The 20145-nt window shown below is 61.4% G+C and carries 20 protein-coding genes and 1 tRNA gene; 12 read left to right on the forward strand and 9 right to left on the reverse strand.

Annotated features, from left to right (window positions below):
• The first annotated feature begins 60 nt into the window (after positions 1-60).
• The 7 genes from hisS to DBAC_RS14235 all read left to right on the forward strand — a co-directional run bounded on the left by hisS (position 61) and on the right by DBAC_RS14235 (position 7030).
• Positions 61-1314 (forward strand): histidine--tRNA ligase, encoded by a 1254-nt coding sequence (gene hisS / locus DBAC_RS14205; protein ID WP_015775002.1) that lies wholly within the window; start codon positions 61-63, stop codon positions 1312-1314.
• Positions 1315-1364: 50 nt separating this feature from the next.
• On the forward strand, positions 1365-3161 hold the full coding sequence (gene aspS / locus DBAC_RS14210) for an aspartate--tRNA ligase (RefSeq protein ID WP_015775003.1): 1797 nt from the start codon (positions 1365-1367) through the stop codon (positions 3159-3161).
• Positions 3162-3166: 5 nt separating this feature from the next.
• On the forward strand, positions 3167-3679 hold the full coding sequence (def, locus tag DBAC_RS14215; RefSeq protein WP_015775004.1) for a peptide deformylase: 513 nt from the start codon (positions 3167-3169) through the stop codon (positions 3677-3679).
• A complete protein-coding gene (fmt, locus tag DBAC_RS14220; protein ID WP_015775005.1) occupies positions 3652-4656 on the forward strand; it encodes a methionyl-tRNA formyltransferase in 1005 nt (334 codons plus the stop codon). The genes def and fmt overlap by 28 nt, the downstream gene beginning before the upstream one ends.
• Before the next feature lie 4 nt (positions 4657-4660).
• Entirely contained in the window at positions 4661-5467 is an 807-nt protein-coding gene (locus tag DBAC_RS14225; protein ID WP_015775006.1) for a DUF116 domain-containing protein, read from the forward strand.
• On the forward strand, positions 5464-6738 hold the full coding sequence (locus tag DBAC_RS14230) for an RsmB/NOP family class I SAM-dependent RNA methyltransferase (RefSeq protein ID WP_015775007.1): 1275 nt from the start codon (positions 5464-5466) through the stop codon (positions 6736-6738). The genes DBAC_RS14225 and DBAC_RS14230 overlap by 4 nt, the downstream gene beginning before the upstream one ends.
• A 79-nt stretch (positions 6739-6817) precedes the next feature.
• Positions 6818-7030, forward strand: coding sequence for an alkylphosphonate utilization protein (locus DBAC_RS14235; RefSeq protein ID WP_015775008.1), 213 nt, complete (start codon positions 6818-6820; stop codon positions 7028-7030).
• A gap of 43 nt (positions 7031-7073) precedes the next feature.
• Here DBAC_RS14235 and DBAC_RS14240 read toward each other — a convergent pair whose 3' ends face one another.
• The 7 genes from DBAC_RS14240 to DBAC_RS14270 are packed head-to-tail and all read right to left on the reverse strand — an operon-like array spanning position 7074 to position 14376.
• Entirely contained in the window at positions 7074-7322 is a 249-nt protein-coding gene (locus DBAC_RS14240; RefSeq protein WP_015775009.1) for a hypothetical protein, read from the reverse strand.
• Between the two features lie 11 nt (positions 7323-7333).
• The gene (locus DBAC_RS14245; protein WP_015775010.1) at positions 7334-8242 is read right to left on the reverse strand and encodes a dihydroorotate dehydrogenase; all 909 of its coding nucleotides are present in this window, start codon (positions 8240-8242) and stop codon (positions 7334-7336) included.
• A gap of 2 nt (positions 8243-8244) precedes the next feature.
• Positions 8245-9021, reverse strand: a complete 777-nt coding sequence (locus DBAC_RS14250; RefSeq protein WP_015775011.1) for an iron-sulfur cluster-binding protein — start codon at positions 9019-9021, stop codon at positions 8245-8247.
• The gene (locus DBAC_RS14255) at positions 9018-10619 is read right to left on the reverse strand and encodes a DNA repair protein RecN (RefSeq protein WP_015775012.1); all 1602 of its coding nucleotides are present in this window, start codon (positions 10617-10619) and stop codon (positions 9018-9020) included. Before DBAC_RS14255 ends, DBAC_RS14250 begins: the two co-directional genes overlap by 4 nt.
• A 13-nt stretch (positions 10620-10632) precedes the next feature.
• Positions 10633-12273: a glycosyltransferase family protein gene (locus DBAC_RS14260; RefSeq protein WP_015775013.1), complete on the reverse strand. Its 1641-nt coding sequence runs from the start codon at positions 12271-12273 to the stop codon at positions 10633-10635.
• Entirely contained in the window at positions 12270-13772 is a 1503-nt protein-coding gene (locus DBAC_RS14265; RefSeq protein ID WP_015775014.1) for an ATP-binding cassette domain-containing protein, read from the reverse strand. The genes DBAC_RS14260 and DBAC_RS14265 overlap by 4 nt, the downstream gene beginning before the upstream one ends.
• A 55-nt stretch (positions 13773-13827) precedes the next feature.
• Complete coding sequence (locus DBAC_RS14270) at positions 13828-14376, reverse strand: YceI family protein (protein ID WP_167320946.1); 549 nt, start codon at positions 14374-14376, stop codon at positions 13828-13830.
• Positions 14377-14661: 285 nt separating this feature from the next.
• Here DBAC_RS14270 and DBAC_RS14275 point away from each other — a divergent pair.
• The 5 genes from DBAC_RS14275 to DBAC_RS14295 all read left to right on the forward strand — a co-directional run bounded on the left by DBAC_RS14275 (position 14662) and on the right by DBAC_RS14295 (position 18758).
• Positions 14662-14737, forward strand: a tRNA-Ala gene (locus tag DBAC_RS14275).
• Positions 14738-15136: 399 nt separating this feature from the next.
• Positions 15137-15862: an SDR family oxidoreductase gene (locus tag DBAC_RS14280; protein WP_015775016.1), complete on the forward strand. Its 726-nt coding sequence runs from the start codon at positions 15137-15139 to the stop codon at positions 15860-15862.
• A 182-nt stretch (positions 15863-16044) separates the two neighbouring features.
• Positions 16045-17112, forward strand: a complete 1068-nt coding sequence (locus tag DBAC_RS14285) for a helix-turn-helix domain-containing protein (RefSeq protein ID WP_015775017.1) — start codon at positions 16045-16047, stop codon at positions 17110-17112.
• Complete coding sequence (locus DBAC_RS14290) at positions 17093-17572, forward strand: PIN domain-containing protein (protein ID WP_015775018.1); 480 nt, start codon at positions 17093-17095, stop codon at positions 17570-17572. Before DBAC_RS14285 ends, DBAC_RS14290 begins: the two co-directional genes overlap by 20 nt.
• Positions 17573-17711: 139 nt before the next feature.
• Entirely contained in the window at positions 17712-18758 is a 1047-nt protein-coding gene (locus DBAC_RS14295) for a hybrid sensor histidine kinase/response regulator (protein WP_015775019.1), read from the forward strand.
• Here the strand turns inward: DBAC_RS14295 and DBAC_RS14300 are convergent.
• Positions 18736-19149: a response regulator gene (locus DBAC_RS14300; RefSeq protein ID WP_015775020.1), complete on the reverse strand. Its 414-nt coding sequence runs from the start codon at positions 19147-19149 to the stop codon at positions 18736-18738. The two genes, DBAC_RS14295 and DBAC_RS14300, sit on opposite strands and share 23 nt — an antisense overlap.
• A 151-nt stretch (positions 19150-19300) precedes the next feature.
• The gene (locus DBAC_RS14305; RefSeq protein ID WP_015775021.1) at positions 19301-20134 is read right to left on the reverse strand and encodes a deoxyribonuclease IV; all 834 of its coding nucleotides are present in this window, start codon (positions 20132-20134) and stop codon (positions 19301-19303) included.
• Positions 20135-20145 lie beyond the last annotated feature (11 nt).

The raw sequence follows: 20145 nt of genomic DNA on the forward strand, positions 1-20145 counted from the left end.
AACGGAGCCTGACTCAAGGCGCGCATCCCCCATCCCATTCGTCAAGGACAGATATTTTCTATGTCTAAAATTCAGAAAATTAAAGGCTTTTCTGACCTCTTCAGCCCGGAAAGCACGGTTCACACCCTGATGGAGAACCTGGCCCGCCAGGTGTTCGGCACGTATGGATGCCAGGAGGTACGCGTGCCCATCCTGGAAAAGACCGAGCTCTTCGCCCGCTCCATCGGTGAAGAGACCGACGTCGTGCAAAAGGAAATGTACACCTTTGCCGACCGCAAGGGCCGCTCGCTGACCATGCGCCCCGAAGCCACTGCCGGAGTGCTGCGCGCCTTCATCGAGTCCGGCCAGTGCGGGGCCGAAGGCACGACCAAGCTCTTCGCCTGCGGTCCCATGTTCCGCTACGAACGCCCGCAAAAGGGCCGCCTGCGCCAGTTCCACCAGCTCGACGTCGAGGTCCTGGGCACGGACGCGCCCCAGGCCGACGCCGAGGTCGTGCTCATGCTCTGGACGTTTTTGACCAAGCTGGGCCTTAAAAACCTGGGCCTGGAACTCAACTCCCTGGGTTGCCCCGAGTGCCGGCCGGTCTTTCATCAGCGTCTGCGCGACTTTCTGGCCACCATCGACCACACCCAGCTCTGCGAAGACTGCAAGCGCCGGGCGCAGACCAATCCCTTGCGCGTGCTGGACTGCAAGGTCCCGGCCTGCAAGAGCCTGGTCGAGAACGCGCCGAGCATCGCCGAGTCGCTCTGCCCCGGATGCGACGAACATTTCGCCCAGGTGCGCGACATCCTGGACAGCGCGAAGCTCCCCTATCGCCTGAACGACCGTCTGGTGCGCGGCCTGGACTACTACCAGCGCACCACCTTCGAGGTCGTCTCCGGCGAGATCGGCGCCCAGACCGCCGTGGCCGGCGGCGGCCGTTACGACGGGCTCATCAAGCAGCTCGGCGGCCCCGACCTGCCCGGCATCGGCTTCGCCTGCGGCATGGAGCGGCTCGCCCTGCTTTACGGCCAGGCTCAGATCCCGGCCCCGGACTTCTATCTGGCCGTGCTCGACTCCCGCGCCTTGAATACCGCCTTGCTCCTGGCTCAGCGCATGCGCGAGCGGGGCTTTTCCGGCGAGGTGTCCTTCGAGGCCCGCAGCATCAAGGCCCAGATGCGCCAGGCCAACAAGCTCGGTGTCAAGACCTGCCTGATCCTGGGACAGGACGAAATGGAGAAGGGCCAGATCGTGGTCAAGGACATGGCCACGGGCGTGCAGAAGAACATCGGTCAGGATGACCTGGAACAGGCGCTGGGCTTTCGCAAGCCCTAAGTCTTTACACACACTTTTTGCAGCTTATCGTACCCAAGCGAGGAACATATATGGATGACAGAAACACGGAACTCGGGATGGACTCCCTCGGCGGATGGCGCAGAACCCACACCTGCGCAGGCCTTGGAACGGAGCAGCTGGGGCAGGAAGCCTGCCTCATGGGCTGGGTGCAGTATCGCCGCGACCACGGCGGGCTCATCTTCATCGACCTGCGCGACCGCCACGGCCTGACCCAGGTCGTCTTCTCACCCGAAGTCGCGCCCGAAGCCCATGCACGCGCCCACGTGCTGCGCACCGAATTCGTGCTGGCCATCAAGGGCGTGGTCCGCGCGCGGCCCGATGACATGATCAACCCCAAGCTGGCCACGGGCGCCATCGAGGTCTACGTCACGGAATTCAAGCTCCTGAACACGGCCAAGACCCCGCCCTTCCCCATCGAGGACCGGGTGGACGTGTCCGAGAACCTGCGCCTCAAGTACCGTTTTCTGGACCTGCGCCGCAAGGCCATGGCCGACAACCTGATTTTGAGGAGCCGCGTCTCCCAGTCCGTGCGCCGCTACCTGGACGAGCTCGGGTTCCTTGAAATCGAGACCCCGGTCCTGACCAAGTCCACCCCCGAGGGCGCGCGCGACTTCCTGGTGCCGAGCCGCGTCAATCAGGGCCAGTTCTACGCCCTGCCCCAGTCGCCCCAGCTCTTCAAGCAGCTCCTCATGTGCGGCGGCATGGACCGCTATTTTCAGATCGTCAAATGCTTCCGCGACGAGGACCTGCGCGCCGACCGCCAGCCCGAGTTCACGCAGATCGATATCGAGATGTCTTTCGTGGACGAGGAACAGGTCATGGAAATGGCCGAGGGCATGATGGCCCGCGTCCTGCGCGAAGCGCTCGGGCAGGAGCTTTCCCTGCCCATCCCGCGCATGAAGTACGAGCAGGCCATGGCCCTCTACGGCGTGGACAAGCCCGACATCCGCTTCGGCCTGACGCTCACCGACGTGACCGAAATCGTGCGCGGCTCCGAGTTCAAGCTCTTCGCCACGGCCGCCCTGATCAAGGCATTGCCCGTGCGCGGCGGCGGCGAACTTTCGCGCAAGGAGATCGACGACTACACCGAATTCGTCAAAATCTACGGCGCCCAGGGCCTGGCCTGGATCAAGATCAAGGAGGACGGCTGGCAGTCTCCCATCGCCAAATTCCTGAGCGATGCCGAGCGGGCCGGACTGACCGAAGCCCTTGGCCTTGTGCCCGGCGACATCGTCTTTTTCCAGGCCGGCGCGCCGGAAATGGTCAACAGCGCGCTCGGCAACCTGCGCCTCAAACTCGGCGAACGTTTTGGCCTTATCCCCGAGGGCACCTTCGCGCCCTTGTGGGTCACGGACTTCCCGCTCCTCGAATGGGATCCTGAGGCCAAACGCTGGGTGGCCATGCATCACCCCTTCACCGCGCCCAAAGACATGGGCGCCCTGGCCACAGACCCGGGCCAGGCCGTGGCCCGCGCCTACGACCTCGTGCTGAACGGCACCGAAGTCGGCGGCGGCTCCATCCGCATCCACAACCCCGAGACCCAGCAGCATATGTTTTCCGCCCTGGGCATCAATGAAGAGGAAGCGCAGGCCAAATTCGGATTTCTGCTCGACGCCCTGGTTTTCGGCGCTCCGCCCCACGGCGGCATTGCCTTCGGCCTGGACCGTCTTATCATGCTCCTGACCGGAGCCAAGTCCATCCGCGACGTCATCGCCTTCCCCAAGACCCAGAAGGCGACCTGCCTCATGACCGAGGCCCCGTCGGCGGTCGAGAACACACAATTGCGCGATTTGGGCCTGCGCCTGCGGGAAAAGCCCAAAGAGTAAAGATCATGCCTAGAACAATAGTTACATATCCCAACCCGGTGCTGGCCAAAAAGGCCGCGCCGGTGGTAGAGATAACGGAAGAGATACGCGCCCTGGCGGCCGAGATGCTTGAAATCATGTACGCGGACAAGGGCATCGGCCTCGCCGCGCCCCAGGTGGCGGAAAGCATCCGCCTCATCACCGTGGACCTGAGCGGCCCGGACAAACGCGAAGACCCGCACGTCTTCGTCAATCCCGTCCTCTCGAACCTTGAGGGCGAAGTGGAATCCGAGGAAGGGTGCCTGTCCGTTGTCGGCTACCGCACCACGGTGAAACGCGCCGAACGGCTGCACCTTTCGGCCACGGACCTTGACGGCAAGCCGGTTGAAATGGATGCCGACGATCTCATGGCCATCTGCCTGCAACACGAGGTGGATCACCTCGACGGCGTGCTGTTCATCGACAAGATCAGCAAATTGAAGCGCACCCTGTACGAGAGAAAGCTCAAAAAATGGCTGAAAGAGAAAAACGAAGATTGAAAGTCGTGTTCATGGGCACGCCGGATTTTGCGGCCGTGTCCCTAAGGCACCTTCTGGACTGGGGCGGCTGCGACGTCGTTGGAGTCTATTGCCAGCCTGACCGGCCCTGCGGCCGGGGGCAGGTCTGCACGCCGCCACCCGTCAAGCTGCTGGCCATGGAGGCGCGGCTGCCCGTGTTCCAGCCCCTGAACTTCAAGGAGCAGGCGGATGTGGACCAGCTCGCGGCCCTTGAACCGGACCTACTGCTCGTCGCGGCCTACGGGCTGATCCTCCCCCAGTCGGTACTGGACATTCCCAGGCTTGGCGCCTTCAACGTGCATGCCTCGCTTCTGCCCGAGTACCGTGGTGCTGCCCCCATTCAGCGCGCCATCATGGACGGACGCCCCGTGACCGGCATCACCATCATGCACATGGAGGCGGGCCTGGACACCGGCGACATCCTGCTGCAGCGCAGCCGCGCCATCGGCATCATGGACACGGCCCAGACTCTGCACGACGAACTGGCCGAGATGGGCGGCAAGCTCCTGGTCGACGCCCTGGAAAAAATGGGCCAGGGACGCCTTGTGCGCATCCCTCAGGACCACGCCCGGGCCACCTATGCCGCGAAGCTTTCCAAAGAAGAAGGGCGCATCGATTGGAACCAGCCCGTCCTGACCGTGCACAACCGCATCCGCGGCCTCTTCCCCTGGCCCGGTTCCTGGTTCGATTGGGACGGCATGCCCGGCAAGACCCTGCGTCTGACCGTACACCCCGGCACCATCGGCGACCCCCTGCCCGAAGGAGCGCAGCCCGGCGAAATCCACGGCGTGGCCGATGAAAACGTGCTCATCGCCTGCGCTGATCGCCTGTACGCAGTGCCGGTCATCAAGCCCGCAAACAGCAAACCCCTGCGCGGCCGCGAGTTTTACTGCGGCTATCTGAGCCGCTGCTCCGGCGACCACCTGCTCAAACCCGAACCTGCCTGCCCGGGCGAATAATCCCATGGTCAGTCCCAGGAGCGCCAAAACCAGAAGCCCTTTGGAACAGGAAATCCGGGATTCCTTTCAGACCCGCAAGCGTGTCTTCATCGGGCTCATCACCGGCTCTTCGGTACTGATCTGCCTTTTTTTGGCCATGGTCTGGTTCATCCCCTTTGTCGGGCTGACCACCATCCATCCCGCCGCGCCCTGGATTTTCGGCTTCATCACCGTCGCCCTGATCCTGGCCATCGGCTGGGCGGCCCTGGCCCTGGTTTTAAACATCCTGCTCGGCCGCCCCGTACTTTTCGCCAAACGCCTGCGCGGCATCACGGTCAAGCTCTTCCTGCCGCTCATGACCCTGCTGGGCCGCTTTGTCGGCATCCCGAAGCAGACGGTGCGGGCCTCCTTCATCAAGGTCAACAACGAACTGGTCAGGGGCGAAGGGCACCGCTATCCGGCGGAAAAGATCCTCTTACTCATGCCGCACTGCATCCAGAACAGCCGCTGCAAGTACCGGCTGACCTACGACATCGACAACTGCAAGCGCTGCGGGGACTGCGCCCTGGCCGGGCTGCTCGATCTGCGCGACAAATACGGAATCAGGCTGGCCGTGGCCACGGGCGGAACCATCGCCCGGCGCATCGTGGTCCAGCACAGACCCTCGCTCATCATAGCCGTGGCCTGCGAACGCGACCTGGCCAGCGGCATCCAGGACACCCATCCCCTGCCAGTTTACGGAATCCTGAATTCCCGCCCTTTCGGCCCCTGTCTGGACACCGACGTAGCCCTGGACCGGGTCGAATGGGCCATCAAAGAGTTTCTGGCATGAGTACGCCCTCGGCCCGGCGCCTGGCCCTCGACATCCTGCGCCGCACCCTTGACCACAAGCAGGACCTGCAGGCCGCCGTGGACGAAGTGCTGAACCCGGTTCAGGCCGGACCCGACAAGGGGCTGGCCACGGAACTCGCCTACGGCTATCTGCGCATGCGCGGGCGCATCGATTTTCTTCTCTCCCAGTTGCTTAAAAACCCGGTCCAGACTTCTCCCATCATGAAACGCATTCTCGGCGTGGCCATGTACGAACTCCTTTTCCTGAGCCGCATCCCCGATTACGCGACCCTGGACTGGGCCGTCACTCTGGTGCGCGAGCGTCTGGACCAGACCATGGGCAAGGTCGCCAACGGCGTTCTGCGGAGCCTCTTGCGCCTGGGCCTGTCCGTGCGCTTCGAGGAGTATTACCAGACCAAGACCGCCGGCCATGACCAGTTTCTGTCCGCCTGGTACTCCTGCCCGCAGTGGCTGGCCCGCATGTGGCTCGGCAGCTACGGCAAGGAACAGACCCAGGCCTTCCTGCAGGCGACTCTGAGCGCCCCGCCGCTGGGGGTCAGGATAAACCGCACCCATGCCCAGGCAGAAACGCTGCGGGAAAATTTGCAGCCGCTGCAACAGGACTCCTCGAACTGGGGGTTTGCCCTGACGCAGTGGCCGGAGTTTTTACAGCACGCCGTGGCCGAGGGAGCGGCGACCCGCCAGAGCCTTGCCGCCCAAAAAATCATGGACGCCCTCGGCGTGGAGCATTGGCCGTCTCCCGTGCTCGACGCCTGCGCCGGTCGCGGCGGCAAGACGTATCTGATGTCCGAGCAGGGCAAAAACGTCTGGGCATCGGACGTGAATGTCTTTCGTCTCAGGCAGCTTAAGGCCGAAGGCGCGCGACTCGGCTTTGACATCCCTGCATTCAGGAGCCAGGGGCAAGGCCCTTATCCCCTGCGGCAGACACCCCGCACGATATTTCTCGATGTACCCTGCTCGGGTCTCGGCGTCCTGTCCCGGCGGCCCGATATCAAATGGAAACGGACCGCTGCCGATTGCGCAGGGCTCGTCAAGCTGCAGGAAGAAATTCTGCGGGCCGCAGCCGATCTTCTCACGTCAGGAGGATGCCTAGTCTACGTGACCTGCACGCTGAACCCGGAAGAAAACGAAAAGCAGATCGACCGTTTCGCAAGCCTCCATCCTGAGTTCTCACGCCTGCGCCAAGCCCAGAGCGGACCCGCGGAAGGACTGGGTGAATTTTTCTACGGCGCGGTCCTGCGCAAAAAATGAACACGGATCCGTCCCGGGACCGCCTGTCACGAAAGGACGGCCACGACCCGCGCGACGTCAACCTGAAGGATTATTCGATATGGAAGTAAAAGACAGTAACGGCACGCCGCTCAAAGCCGGAGATTCGGTGCAGGTCATCAAAGATCTGAAAGTGAAGGGTTCTTCCGTGACCCTTAAACGCGGAACCGTCATCAAGAACATCCGCCTCTCGGACAGCGAGGACGTGATCGAATGTAACGCGGACAAGGTCAAAGGCCTTGTTCTCAAGACCTGCTTCCTGAAAAAGGCCTGACCGGCGGATACACGGCGGAGGCACAGTCTCCGCTTCGCAAATTCTACGTCGTGGCCGTAGCCCGGCGATGGAACTCCTTGACCAGGATCTTTTCCAGACATTCTCGGCAGATATCGGTATTATTGCTGTTCTGGAGCTTCATCTCGATTATCGGATTCAGCTTGCCCATCTGTCCGCCCAGGCGGGTCAGGTTGGCCGGGTCCTCGATGACCAGGGAGTAACGTTCCTCGTAGATTCCGTCCTTGAGACCCAGTATCTCTTTCCCGCAGATATCGCAGAATCTTTTGATCATTCCTTTCCCTCCTAAACCTTGAGCGTGCCCCGGTAGTCGCCCCATGACTCTATGCCCAGGGTCTCGGCCAGCACGCGCACCTCTTCCACCAGGCGAAAGGCGTTGTCCGGGCGCATGAAATTGTACGTCCCGACCTGCACCGCATGCGCCCCCACCAGGATGAACTCCAGCACGTCCTCGGCGCTGACGATGCCGCCCATGCCGATGACCGGCACGTTCACGGACTGCACGACCTGGTGGACCATGCGCAGGGCCACGGGCTTGATGGCCGGGCCGGACAGCCCCCCGACCACGTTGGCCAGGCGGCTCTTGCGCGTGCGGATGTCCACGGCCATGCCCGAGAGCGTGTTGATGAGGGAAAGCATGTCCGCCCCCGCGTCCACGGCCGCCCTGGCGATGACGCGCACGTCGGTCACGTTGGGGCTGAGCTTGACTATGACCGGCTTGCTTCCGGCCCGCTTCTTGACCGCGCCGACGACAGCGGAAGCCATGTGCGGGTCCTGGCCGAACTGCACCCCGCCCTCGCGCACGTTGGGGCAGGAGATGTTGACCTCCAGGGCCGCGATCTTGTCCTCACCCGAAAAAATGGCCGCCAGCTCCCCGAAGTCCTCGGGGGTCTGCGCATACAGATTGGCGATGAGCGTCGCGCCGGCCGGGATGTAGGGCAGCTTCTCTTTCAGAAACTTCTCCACGCCCACGTTCTGCAGGCCGATGGCGTTGAGCATGCCGCAAGGGGTTTCGGCGATGCGCGGCATGGGATTGCCCGTGCGCGGAGCCAGGGAAATGCCCTTCAGGCAGATGCCGCCCAGCGCGGACAGATCGCCGTAGCGCAAGAACTCCAGTCCGTAGCCGAAGGTGCCCGAAGCGGTGATGATCGGATTCCTCAGGGTCAGGGGGCCGAGTTTGACGGTCAGGTCCATGTCTAATCTCCCAAATCGATTTCACGCACGTCAAAGACCGGACCGTGCACGCAGCTCTGCACGTAGTCACCCGCCACCGTCTTGCCCACGCAGCCGAGGCACGCGCCCACACCGCAGGCCATGCGGTTCTCCAGGGAAACCTGCCCGTCCGTGCCGTGCAGCAGGCAATACCTGCGCACGACTTTAAGCATGGGCTCCGGCCCGCAGGCCAGCACCTGCCCCACTCCGGCCAGGGCCTTGATGCGCTCGGACAGCACGATCTCGAATTCGGCGATGTCGGCCACAGTCTTCTGCTGCATGGCCTCGCTTTTGATGCGAGCCGCGATCTCGGCGTAAGGGTAGTGCTCAAGGTCCAGGCGGTGGCCGAAGAGCATGGACAGATTGTCCGTTTTTTCGCGCCGGGCCAGCATGACAAAAGGGGCGATGCCCACGCCACCGGCCAGGATCAGGTTGGGCCGGGCCTCGTCGATGCGGAACCAGCGCCCCAGCGGCCCCCAGACCGTGACTTTCTGTCCGGGAACAAGCTCGGCCAGCTTGCGCGTGCCGCGCCCCACGGTCTGAAAAATGATGCGCAGCCCCTGCTCCGATACGTCGCAGACGGAAAAAGGCCGGGGCCAGACCAGTTCCGAGCCCCAGTGCGCGGGCCGGATCATGACGAACTGTCCGGGCTTGCAGGTCCAGCCCGGTGCGGAAAGCACAAGGTCGACAAGAGAAGGGTCGCTTCCGGGTCGGCAGGACAGAACCTCCAGATCCCGGCATGGTGTTTGGCTATCGATCATATCACATTCCCGGACATGCGTCCTGGCTCATGGGTGGAAGGAGGAGCCTCGCCCACCATGCGCGCCAGTTCGGTCTGGCGCTCGGCAGGAGAGAGGCTTGCGCACAAGGTGTAGGTCACGCCGTCGTGAACCTCCTTGCGGATGGCAAAATGTTCGTCGGCCAGCCGGGCCAGCTGCGGCCAGTGGGTGATGAGGATGACCTGCTGGCGCTCGGACAAAAGGCGGATGCGTTCGGCGACCTTGATCAGGGTCTGCCCGCCGATGCCCGAATCGACCTCGTCGAAAAGCAGGGCCGGAAGCTGCTCCCGGGTGCGCAGGCTGACCACGGCCAAGAGAAAACGGGACAGTTCGCCGCCCGAGGCGATGCGGTCCAGGGGCTGGGCTTCGAGGCCGGGGTTGGGCACCCATAAAAACCGGGGCCGAAGCTCGTCGATGCCCGCATGGATGGTCAATGCCCGAAAATCCACCAGCACCCGCAGATGCTCCGAAAAACCCAAGTTCACGAGCTCGCTCTTCAGGCCGGCGGTCAGGTCGACCGAGGCCTCTTCCCGCGCGGAGTTCAGCGCCGTCGTGGCCTGGGCCAGAACCTTGGCGGCCAGGACCTCGTCCTTTTCCAGACGCTTGAGGGCAAGCCCGCTTTCGTCCAGAAAAGACAAATTCTCTTCGATTTCCTCACCCATCGCCACAATGGAGTCCAGGGACCGTTTGAGCTTGCGCTGCAGTTGTTGCAGCTCCCACAGGCGCTTCTCCACTTTTTCGGCATCGAAATCCGCGCGCTGATGCGAACCAAGGGCGCGCAGATCGCGGACCATGTCGGACAGGCCATCGCGGAAACGCCCAACCTCCCTGGCATGCTCGCCAAAGCCCTCGTCCACTTCGCCAAGTCCGGCCAGAGCCCTTTCCAGAGAGGTAAGGGCATCCTGCAACCCGTTCTCGCCCAGCAGCACGCCCTGGGCCTCGTCGGCCAGGGCGTGGGTTTTCTCGGCCTGGCGGGAGGCATCGCGCAAGCGCAGCAACTCTTCTTCCTCGCCGGGGCGTGGATCGACCTTGCGTATTTCAGCCAACTGAAATTCAAGAAATTCCCGCCGCTCCAGCAGTCCGGCCATGCGCCGTTGCACCTCGGCCTTGCGTGCCAGGATGGCCTGCAAGGCCTCGCGGGCCTCGCGCTGGGAGACCAGGATCTGCGGATCCGCCAGAAACGCATCCAGGATCTCGGCATGGTGTTCCGGTGAAAGCAGCCGCTGCTGTCCGTGCTGGCTGGTGTGCATCAACAGGCGGGGTCGAAGCTCGGCCAGGCGCTCCTGGGAACCAAGATCGTCGTTGATGAAGAGGCGGCTGCGGCCGTTCTTGGCGGAAAGTTCGCGCCGCAAAAAAAGCTCCTCGCCATCAAGGTGGAAAACAGCCTCGACCAGGGCCTTCTCGCGGCCGGGACGGACCAGGTCGGCGGCAATGCGCTCGCCGAGAATGAAATCCAGGGCGCGCAGGATGAAGGACTTGCCCGCACCGGACTCGCCCGTAAGCACGTTCAGGCCCGGGCAAAATTCAAGCTCCACGTCGTCGATGAGAGCCAAATTCCGAATGCGCAGTGTTTCGAGCATATCCGCCTTGTGCTTATGTTGCGTGCGTTGCCGTAACCAGTGCGGACTTCAGCATGTCCCTGATCCGTCCGGACTGGTCATGGGCTTCGAGCCTGCGCCAGAACCGTGGTTCCTGATCCTGGCGCAGGGCTTCATCCCGGGCATGGAGCAGCTCTTCCAGACCCTGCCGCACCCGAAAAGCGCGACAATCGGCCGCCCCGAGTTCCAGAGTCAGCCGCCAGTTCGTGCGTTCACGCAGTGAAAGATAGGACATGGCCTTGAGCCGCAGGCCGTCCCACCCGCTGTCGCGGGCAAGGATTCTGGCCATCTCTCTGTACACATCCATATTCTGCGGATCGAATTCGCTGGCCTGCACCAGACATTCCAGGCTTGATGCCGGCAGGTGCTTATGCGGGTTGAACACGAACCCGGGCCTGAAAATCTGCCTGCAACGTTGTAGCTCCCTGGCCCAGGCAAGGCAAATTAAAAGCGGCGTGTTCCCCGGGTCCGGAGCCGAAGGGGCGCAGTGTCGCTTGTGACGCAGAAAGAAAAGACGCGACAGGCGCACATCCTCGAAGCGAAGCGCACCCATGCCGCCCGCCAGATTGACTTCCAGCGAGGACTCATATTGCCCTTTCTCCGCCACCGGCACAACCAGACGCATGTACTCGTCTCGGCCAAGCCTGGCCCGCAGCCGAAGCAGCACCGCCAGAACCTCTGCCGTCACGGGCAGGGCCGAAAGGCCGTTGGCCATAACCTGCGCATCCATGTCCAGCCGCCCGGCCTCCCAGAGATGATACAGGGTCAGCCACCAGGCCGCCTGCGCATCGACGCCCCCTGCGGCCCGGCCGGAAATATCCCCGGACGCGGCCAGCAAGGTCGCGGCGCGATGCTCCGGCAGATGCTCGCGCTTGACCCGCTCCCGGGCCCGCAGGCCCATGCTCCGGGCCAGCAGATCCTCCGCGCGCAACCGCCGGGCCCAGTGGGCAAGCTCCGCGCCATCGTGGTACACGGCCACCTCCTCGCCCGGGACAAACAAATCCTCAAGACCGGGAGTAGCCGGATTGATCACCACGCATCCACATGAAGCCGCTTCGAACAAACGAAAATTCACTTCGCCGAAAATCGACTCGTTGGGCACGATCCGGCTGTGGTCATAAAAATCGTGCATGGCCGCAAAACCCAGATCCGCGCGACTCTCAAGCGGCCCGAGCTCGCTCAGCCACTCCAGAAACCACCCCCGGACCGGTCTCTCCGGGGTGACCCGGCCGACAAAACCAAGGCCCGAGCGCCGCTCGTCCCAGGGCACAAGGGCCCGCTGCGAGCCATACCAGGGCAGCCACAGGGTCCGGGCAATGCCCCTCTCCCGGAACCAGGACTGCCAATGCTTCTGGGTTGTGCAGAACAGGTCGAAAAGACGGGCGTAATACTGATGCCAAAAACTGTTCAGATGCGTGTCTATGGACCAGAAAACCTTGGGACAGGACAGGGCATCGAGGTCGGCAATGAGGGTCCGAGGGCCGAGAGACTCCTGCTGGACAAGCAAATCCGGGACAAATTCCCCAAGCAGAGGGGCGATGCGCACGATACCCGCCCCCGGTCGCAGATCCAGCACGTTGTGCCCAAGGCCGGAAAGGGCCGCGCAGAGACTTGAACTCACGCAGACAATGTTCATACTTCGTCCCGCAGTTGCCCAGGTGCCGCGAAAAGCGCGGCAAAGGCGGAACTTTGCCGCAATGCGGGCCATTCCATGGCGGCCACGAGGCGGCCCTGGTCGAGGATGAGTCCGTGGGTCAGCAGCTCGTCCATGTATTCCGGCGAATGGGTGGCCAGCACCAGGGTACGCCCCGTGGCGGCCCAATGCCGCAGCAATTCGATCATGCGCGCCTGCCAGGACGCGTCGAGACCGGAAAAAGGTTCGTCCAGCACCAAAAGATCCGGGGCATGCACAACGCCGCGGGCCAGCATGACCTGCCGCGCCTGGCCATAGGAGAGGGAACCGAGCGGCCGGTCCAGCCAATCCGCCATGCCCCAGGCCGTCGCCAGCTCTTCGGCCTGGCTGATTTGCGTTGCTGAAAGGCCACTATGCACGCCAAGCCCGTCGCACAGGCCCGAAAGGAGCACGTCGCGGCAGGTGGCCCCTGGCTCGATGCGCTCCCCGATCCAGGGCGCAAGAATTCCGATGCGGCCCCGGACCTCTCTCATGCGCGCGAGCCCCGCCCGCCCGAACCACTTCGCCTCGCCGCCCGGCCAGGGCCGACGGTATCCGGTGATGAGCTGCAGCAGAGTCGATTTGCCCCCGCCGTTGTGTCCGAGCACGCCCCAACATTCACCGGCACGAATCGTCCAGCTCAGGTTGTCCACGGCTGCGCGGCCTTCCATGACCACGGTGCACGACTCAAGCTCGACCACGGTCTCGGGCCGGACCGACGAGACCCGTTCCTCCGGCAAGGCGAGGGCGCCGGGGCGAACCTGCGCGGGCCGCTCGACCATCCGTCCATGCTCAAGATATATCCGCCCCCGGACCTCTTCAGGCACTGGCAGCAGGCCATGTCCGCTGACCAGGAGACGGGTGCGGCCCGTGGCCGCAATGCGGTTCAATGCGTCAAGCAGTTGCAGCTGCCCTTGCCGGTCCAGTCCCTGGGTCAGTTCATCCACGGCGAGAAGTTTGGGAGAAGCGATGAGCGCCCGGGCCAGAAGGGCACGCTTGGCCTGCCCCGTGGACACCGCCCGCATGGGGCGATCCAGGACCAGCCCCAGGCCCATTTCAAGCCCCAGAGCCCGCGCCTTTTCGCGTTCGGCTTCAGACGGTTCATGATAAAGAAAGGGCGTGTTGTGCAGCCCGGCGCAGATGATTTCCCAGACCGGCACGCGCAGATCATGGCGCAGATACCAGTCCGCCATGGCGGGCGTGACCAGACGCACATGCGGGCGTATGCCGATGGGCGATGACGATTCTTCCCCGAAAAGCCGGTAGGTGCGCGTGCCGGAGCTTCGCTGCGAAGGCCACAGCTCGCCGACCAAAAGACGCAACAACGTGGTCTTGCCCGCCCCGTTGTCGCCGAGCACGGCAAAGTGCTCTCCTCCACAAAGGGTCAGGTTCAGGTCGTGCAGGATGCGGGCTGTGCCCAAATCCACATCGACGTGCCGAAGGTGAATCTCAAGACTGTCCATGCTTCCTCTGGCTGCGGGCAAATGGACCGGGAGGGCCCCGGACCGGAGGACAGTACTAGCGTTGCAGCAGCTCCATGTCGATAGTCAGATCAATGGCTTCGCCCATGAGCCCCATCCGGGTCCATTCCTCGGAACCCACGTGGAAATCCAGGCGGTTTATGGAAAAGGCGGCATGCAGGCCGAGCACTCTGACGCCGGGCATCTTGTCCTTGACCGGATGGCCTGCGATGCCAAGCACCTGCAAGGGAACCCGCACCTCGGCGGTCACGTCGCGGATGGTCAGATCTCCGGTGACGACAAGGATGTCCCCGTCCTCACGGACCACGTTTTTGGAAGAAAAAATCATCCTGGGCGACCTCTCCACATCCAGAAAGTCGGGGCTGCGCAGATGTTCGTCACGGGCAGGCACGCCGGTATGGACACTGGAACTGTCAATCAGAAAATAGAACTGGCTCTTTTCGGGCATGGCCGCATCATATTCCACCTGGCCGGAAAAACGGCTGAAGACGCCGGGCACATATCCCACGATATGACGCACCCGGAACCCGATGGAGGAATGCTCCGGATCGATGTCCCATTGGCCGGAGGCCTTTTCGGCAGCCAAGAGCACTCCCGGTCCCAAAATGCAAAAAAACGTCAACACAACGATCCTCAAAAAATATCGCATCAAAAATTTCTCCGCTAAGGTTGCGACAGGCCAAATTCCGAGAACAGAAAAAAGCCCGCCCCGGCCGCTTGTCCCCTTCAGGTCACTTTTCAGAAAGCCCATAAAGCCGGTTTTGTCAGGCCCCCCTATCAGGGTCATACCCTTTACGCCATACTTCAGCGTATGACAATTTTTCCTGTTGACAGCCGATGGCGAATATATCAAAAGGCGGCTTCGCGTTGTGGGGCTGTAGCTCAGCTGGGAGAGCGCTTGAATGGCATTCAAGAGGTCCGCGGTTCGATCCCGCGTAGCTCCACCACTTATACGCCTGAAAAAACAAAAAGTTTACTTGAATGCCGCTGAAGAGCCGCCCAAATGGGCGGCTTTTCTGTTTTCCACCGCCAGTCGAAATTTATGGCGCCCAGTTCCGCCGGAATTATCCCGCTCTTTCTCCAACTGGGACGCACCCTGCGCCTCAAGTGAACCCAGAGGCGAGGATCGCAACAGACGCAGAGGTCAACCCGCCTAAAAATGCCGACGCTGCCTGCTTTTTTTTAAGGATGCTCTAAGAATGCCAAGCAATATTGCAACATAAAGAAAAACAGGGCAGTCATTCCTCTGATCAACATTTATGCACGCGAAAGGGGAACACAGGCATTTTCGTCCTGAACCACAGTGCGGCGCACGCCAAAACCCAATTCATCACAGGGGAGAATCGATGTCCAGCAAACCGAAAATCGCTGTCGTAACAGGCGGGGCGCAGGGCATCGGCAAGGCGGTCTGCGACGCCTTTGCCGCTCAGGGCGTTTGCGTGCGCACCATCGACCTGCTGCCGAACTCCGATTTCGTGGGGGACATTGCCGACGAGAGCGTGCTGCGCGCTTTTGCGGCTCAGGTCATCGCGGATCACGGCGAGGTCGACTATCTGATCAACAACGCCTGCCTGTCGCGGGGGGGCCTCAAGACCTGCACCTGGGGCGACTTCAATTATGTGCTGCGCGTCGGCGTGACAGCGCCCTTTCTGCTGACCCAGCTGTTTTTCGATCATTTCAGCGCTCAGGCCAGCGTCGTGAACATTTCTTCCACCCGCCACCTGATGAGCCAGGCCGACACGGAAAGCTACACGGCGGCCAAGGGCGGCATCACGGCTCTGACCCACGCCATGGCCGTCACGCTGGCCGGGAGGGCACGGGTCAACTGCATCTCCCCGGGCTGGATCGACACCACCGGCTCCCGGTTCGACGGCCCCGATGCCGACCAGCACCCCGCAGGCCGCGTCGGCACTCCCGCCGACATCGTCAACATGGCGATGTTCCTGTGCGATCCCAAAAACAGCTTCATCACCGGGCAGAATTTCACCGTGGATGGCGGCATGACCAAGCTGATGGTCTATCACGACGACCATGGCTGGACGTACGCCCCGCAAGAAACGGACTCCAAGTGAAAAAACCACAGGGATCGGAGGTCAAGGAGGGTCTATTCCGCTCATCTCATCCTGGAATGCGCCCAGGTCTTGAGTCCTGAATTTTGCTGGATGTGGAAGACCTCTCGGCCACCAATATTTCCCCCGTCTACTTTACAAAACCTCTATTACTGTTTAAATTTGTAAACAAGGAGGACAGAGCCATGATCGGTGAACGATTACAACGCGCTCGTAAGGCTGCCGACCTGTCTCTGCGGAATTTGGCCGAGCAGGTGGGGGTTAGCCATACCTGGATAAACAAGTTTGAAAAGGATCAGGCCATGCCTGATTCAAAGACATTGCTGAAGCTTGGCAAAGTGCTCGGCGTTCGGTCGGAGTATTTTTTCCGGCCGGAGCAGGTCACGTTGTCGCAAGTCGAGTACCGCAAAAAGAGCACTCTTCCCAAAAAACGTTTGCAAGCCATTACCCACGAGATTCTTGATCACATAGAACGGCGGATGGAGCTTGAAGACCTCTTCCCCCAGCCTCCGGTTGAAACGTTTCGTCTCCCTGCCGGTCTGCCGGATCGAGTGGAGAGCTATAGCCAAATTGAAGAGGTGGCGAACCACACACGGCGAGAATGGGATCTCGGCATGAATCCAATCCCGGCACTGATCGACTTGCTGGAAATGAAAGGCATTCGGGTTTTTTGCGTTGACGCCCGGAACGACGCCAAATTTGACGGGTTGTTCGCGTATGTGGCGGATGCTCCAATTGTGGTTGTAGGGAAATACTGGCCTGGCGATCGCCAGCGCTTCACGCTTGCCCACGAATTGGGACATCTCATCCTTGCCAACCGACTGAGCGAAAATCTTGACCTTGAGAAGGCCGGCAATCGTTTTGCCGGAGCCCTCTTGTTTCCTGATGTCTCAGTAAAAAAATACCTGGGAGCGAAACGATCTTCCCTTGAGTCTCGCGAAATTCAGGCTCTCAAATATGAGTTTGGACTGAGCATGTTCGCCATTATTCGTCGTGCATTCGACCTGGAAATCATCAAGGAGAGCTACTACAGCAATTTGGCAATCCATTTTAGAATGAAAGGGTGGCACAAAAACGAACCAGGGGAACAGATCAAGCCGGAAAATGAAAACATTTTCAGCAACCTTGTTTTCCATGCACTTGCCGAAGAGTACATCGGAGATTCCAAGGCTGCAGAGCTTCTCAGTCTTTCACTGGACAATTTCCGCCGTTACCGCAGTATGGAAGAAATAAATGCTGCTCCTTGTCAGTGACGCGAACATATTGATCGATATGGATGAAGGCGGACTTCTTGCCTCCATGTTCAGCCTCGACTGCCAATTCATTGTCCCTGACATTCTTTTTACTGAGGAACTTGAAGAACTTCATGCTCACGTCCTTGATTTGGGACTCGAACAAAAATCCTTAAGTAGCGAATCCATGATTGCCACGGTGCGAATGGCACAGATTTATAAGAGAACAAGCAGAAATGATCTCTTTGCTTTGTCATTGGCAAAGCAGGAGCACTGCCCGCTTCTTACCGACGATAAACACCTGAAAGAAGCTGCGGAAAAGGAAGATATCATTGTCCATGGAACGATATGGCTTGTTGAAGAGCTGGTTCGAACAGGAAAAATATCTGCGCATATTGCCAAGTCCGCTTATGAAAAAATGGAACAATCGGGCCGAAGATTACCTTGGAAAACTGCGATAGATCGACTCAAGAGACTGTAATACCGTCGCAAGGGACAGCACACAGCCCCTTGAAAGCCAGCCAGACAGCCCCTATCCAGCTGACATTCCCTCCTTTTCCAGATATCAGGGCACAACCCATTTCCTTCAGCACGGCCCGCTTCGGCCGCAAGGCGCAACCATGGCAGACCAAAAGCGTTCAAAGATCCTGGTGGTGGATGACGCGGAGGTGAATATCGACATTCTGGTCGAATTCCTCGGCGGCGAATACGACGTCGTCACGGCCGCAAGCGGCCAGCGGGCGCTGGAAATCGCCGTTACCGCGCCGCCGGACATCATCCTGCTCGACGTCGTGATGCCCGGCATGGACGGCTTCGAGGCCTGCCGCAGGTTGAAGTCCGACGAGAGGACCGCCGACATCCCGATCATCTTCATCACCGCCCTCGACGACGTCGCCGCCGAGACCACGGGCCTTGCGCTGGGGGCCATCGATTTCATCACCAAGCCCTTCAACCCGGGGGTGGTCAGGGCGCGGGTCGCAAACCACCTCGCCCTGCGCGAGGCAGCCCGCCTCAAGGAGGACGTGGAGCGGATCATGCGCCACGACCTCAAGTCCCCCCTGACCACGGTCATCACCCTGCCGCAGCTTCTGCTCATGGACGACAACCTTGAAGAGGCCCAGCGGAACATGCTCCGGCGCATCGAGGACGCCGGATACACCCTCATGGCCATGATCAACCTCTCCACCACCCTTTTCCGCATGGAGCGGGACAGTTACGAACTGAAGCCCGAAGACATGGACCTGGCCGCCGTGACGCGCAAGGTCCTGGCCGGTTTCGCGGAAACGGCCGCCATGCGCCGCATCGAACTGCAGATGCTCCCCGGCGGCCAGGAAAATATTCCTTTCCAGGGCGAGGAACTGCTCTGCCACTCCATGCTCTGCAACCTCATAAGCAACGCCCTGGACGCCTCCACCCACAGGGAAACGGTCCAGGTGTCCCTGAACCCGCTGGCCGAGGGCGGCCTGCGCATCGACATCGTGAACAAGGGCCAGGTGCCGCCGGAGCTGGGGGACAGATTCTTCGAGAAGTACGCCACCTCCGGCAAGACGCACGGCCTCGGCCTTGGGACCTATTCGGCCAGGCTCATCGCGCGTGCCCACGGCGGGGACATTTCCATGGAGAGTGGAAGCGGTCTTGTGACCGTCAGCGTTTGGCTGCCGGGCTGAGCCCCTTGGCGCGGCGGGCAAGGATGTCCTTGAGCTTGCGTTCGAGGGTGTCGGGGGTGAAGGGCTTTACGATGTAGTCGGTCACGCCGTGCCTGACGGCCTCGATGATGCTGCGCTCCTCGGCTTCGGCCGTGATGGCCAGGACGGGAATGTCGGCGAACTCCCGCTCCGAAGCGCGGATGCGCTGCAGCAGTTCGAGGCCCGTCATGCGCGGCATGCTCCAATCCAGAAGCAGGAGTTCGAAAGGATGGTCCTGAAGCATTTCCCAAGCCATCTGGCCGTCCTCAGCGAAGGATATTTTGGAAAAACCGAATTTTCGTATGACATCGGCAATGGTGTGACGCATGGTCGGATAATCGTCGACGATCAGAACGGGAATGGCGGAGTTCATGGCGTACGCCCAGATGGTTGCTCGTTGCTTTGTGTCAAAGGCCGGACGCCGCGACCACGCGCCAGCATCCGCGCGGCGGAAAAGACCCTTCCCTGTCGTTTCCATGATTTCATCAAGATTGCAACGCCGCAAAAAAGGCGCCCAGCTCGGCCTAGGGCGTCCACATCCCCCGCAAGAGCGCGATCTCCGCGGCATATCCCGGCAATTCATTGGGTGTTTCCAGATAAAACGGCAAATGCCTGAGGCGGGGATGGTTGATGATGCGCGCCAGGGCCTCCAGGCCGATGCGCCCTTCCCCGATACGGGCATGGCGGTCCTTGCGACTTCCCCTCTCGTTCAGGCTGTCGTTGAGATGGATGGCGCGCAAACGGCCCAGGCCGACGACATGGTCGAACTCCTCCAGCACCCCGTCAAGATCGTTGACGATATCGTATCCGGCATCATGGACGTGGCAGGTGTCCAGGCAGACGCCGAGCTTGTCCGGCAGCTGCACATGGTCCATGATGTCCCGCAACTCCGCGAATGACCCGCCCACTTCGCTGCCCTTGCCGGACATGGTCTCCAGCAACACTGTGGTGGTCATGTCCGGCCGCATGACAATGCCAAGCTGCTCCGCGATGAGCGCGATGCCCGCCTCGATTCCCTGGCCCACGTGGCTGCCGGGATGGAACGTGTACAGATTGCCGGGAATACTCTCCATGCGGGCCAGATCGTCGCGCATGACCTCCAGGGCGAAGCGCCTCACCTTCGAGTCTGCCGAACACGGATTGAGCGTATACGGCGCATGGGCCAGAAACGGCCCCAGACCGTGCTCCCGGGCCAGCTTAAGAAATGCGGTCACATCAAGCGGGTCCAGGTCCTTGGCCTTGCCCCCGCGCGGATTGCGGGTGAAAAACTGAAACGTGCTCGCGCCGATCTCAAGCGCCGTCTTGCACATGGCCAGAAAACCCTTGGAAGAGGAGAGATGGCAGCCGATGTTCAACATGATGCGTCTCC

Origin of the sequence: Desulfomicrobium baculatum DSM 4028 (genome assembly GCF_000023225.1) — a bacterium.
Classification (GTDB): domain Bacteria; phylum Desulfobacterota; class Desulfovibrionia; order Desulfovibrionales; family Desulfomicrobiaceae; genus Desulfomicrobium; species Desulfomicrobium baculatum.